This window comes from bacterium (genome assembly GCA_026398675.1).
In the GTDB taxonomy this organism is placed as follows: Bacteria; RBG-13-66-14; RBG-13-66-14; order RBG-13-66-14; family RBG-13-66-14; genus RBG-13-66-14.
Window position 1 is genome coordinate 1 of record JAPLSK010000193.1, and the last position, 2406, is coordinate 2406.

1 protein-coding gene is annotated in these 2406 nt (G+C 68.4%); it reads right to left on the reverse strand.

Going from position 1 to position 2406, the window contains the following annotated elements; genetic code table 11:
- On the reverse strand, positions 1 to 2406 hold a 2406-nt coding region (locus NTW26_06405; protein ID MCX7021888.1), incomplete at both ends, for a hypothetical protein.

Genomic DNA, 2406 nt, shown 5'->3' on the forward strand with positions numbered 1-2406 from the left:
CGCCGATTTCGCCCATCCGCCGGTGGATGTCCTGGAACTTGCTCTCCTCGCCGTCGGAGTCCAGGGCGAACCGGGCCACCGCGGAGGTGAGCTTCTCCAAATCGGCGTCCGCCTCTTCCGATTCCCGGTCCAGCCCGGTCTGCTCCTCCCCCAGGGAATTGAGCTGACTGTCGAGGGCGGAAATGTCCCTCCCGCAGCGCTCGATCTCGGTGGCCAGAGCCTCGAGCTGAGACTCCAGCTTGCCCCGCGCCAGGCGCTCCTCTTCGAGGGCGTTCCGAACCGCGTCCCTCTCGGCGGACAGCCGCTCCGATTCGGCGAGGGCGGCGGAGTGCTCCTCCCGCAAGGCCGCCTCCTCCTCGGGGCTGGCCTCCGTCCCTTCGGGGAGCGGTTCGAGCTCTGCCAGCTCGGTCTGGATATCGGTCATGCGGGCCATGGACCGCACTATCCCGTCCTGGAGGCGGGCAAATTCCGCGGTCAGGCGCTCAATCTCCAGGCGCTCGCGCTCCAGCTCCAGCTTTGTCTCGGTGGACTGCTCCCGCTGGGCGACGAGGCTCTGGTCGGAGGCGGAGAAGCGGCGGCGGAGCTCATCCTCGTGCTGGTGGACCACCCGGTGGGCTTCCTCCGCCTCCTTCAGGCTCTCCCGGAGCCGGTCCAGCTCCCGGACCCGTGACAGGAGACCCTCGGCCATCCCCTCCCGCATCCCCCCGACGATGACCCCGCCGGACTCGACAACCTCCCCCTGGAGGGTGACGATGCGCCGGAAGGCGACCCGGTCGCGCCACTCCCGCAGCATCTCCACCGCCTCCCCGAGGGATTCGGCGACCATCGTTCCGCCCAGGGCGAACTCCACGGCGGCCGCCACCCCGTCGTCGAAGGCGACCAGGTCGAGGGCGTCGCCGATGAGCCCGGCGGAGTTAATCTTGGCGGCGCACCTCACCGGCTGCCGGGCACGGATAAGGTCCAGGGGGAGAAAACGCACCCGGCCCGCGTGGAGCCGGTTCAACAGGTCCACCGCCCGCCGCACGTCCCCCTCGGTCCGGCAGACGACCGCCTGGGCCGAGGCGCCGAGAGCGGCCTCCACGGCGACCTCGTACCTCTCCTCGGTCCGCACCAGCTGGGCCAGGGTCCCGACGATGCCCGATAGCGCGCCCTTGTCCGCGGAGGCGAGCACAGCCGCCACGCCGCGCTGGTAGCCCTCGTGACGAACGTGGATTTTCTCCTGGCTCTCCAGCTCGGCCCGGACGCGGTTCAGCCGCTCCAGCTCCCGCCGGGTTTCCTCCGAGGCCTCGACCAGCTCGCGGTTCACGTTGCGTTGAAGCTCGATCGTCTCGGCGCAGCGCTCCTCGAGAGCGGCCAGTCGCCCCTCCAGCTTTTCCGCTTTGGAGGAGGCCTTCTTCAAGCGACCCTCGTGCTCCCCCTTCTCCCGCCGGTCGGTCTCGACACCCGCCGTCAGGGCCTTTAGCTCGCCTTCGAGGGAATCCGTGCGCGCCAGCCGCTCGATCTTCACCCGCTCGCCGCCGGAGGAGATCGCCGCCAGCTCAATCAGGCGGGAACCCAACCGGGAGGCGTTTCTCTCGGCGTCTTCACCCCTTTTGGTGAGCGCCTGCAGGTCCTCCCGCCGGGATTCGATGGAGGCGTCCGCGGATTTGAAATGGCTCTTGAGGCTTTTCTTCTCCCGCTCGGTTTCGGCCTGACGGGTCTGCGTCCCCTCCCGCTCCTCGTTGAGGCGGGAGCAGTCGGCCTCTATCTGAAGCCGACGGCGCTGGCGACCCGCCTGACGCTCCTGGGAGACGCTCAGGCGGTTTTCCAAGTCCTTCACCCGGGTGATGGAACTGTACCGCCTGCTCTCCGCCTCGCCCAGCTCGTTCTGGATCGAAAGCTGCGCCTCCCTGATCCGCGTTATCTCGGCGTCCAGGGTCGAGAGCTCCGCCGAGACCGTGATGCGGTCGTCCTCGGCCCGGGCGATTGAACCCTCCAGCTCCAGGACGGCGACCTGGCGGGTCCGCCAGTGGTGGAGGTTTATCAACGCCTCGAGGCGCGCGAGCTCATCGCCGGCACTGCGGTGCCGTTCGGTCTTTTTAACCTCCCGCCGGAGCGAGCGGATTTGGGTTTCCAACTCCTCGAGACGGTCGGCCAGCCGCAGGAGCCCCTCCTCGGTCTCGGCGAGCTTCCCTTGGGCCTCGGCGCGGCTTTTTTTGTACCGGCCGATGCCCGCCGCCTCATCGAAGAGCTCCCGCCGCTCCAGAGGCTCCTTGGAGAGAATCTGATCCACCTGGGCCTGCTCGATGATGGCGTAGGTGTTCATCCCGATGCCGGTGTCCAGGAGGAGGTCGTGGATCTCCTTCAACCGGCAGGGGTTGCGGTTGAGAAGGTAGACCGATTCACCGGAGCGGAAGAGGCGGCGGG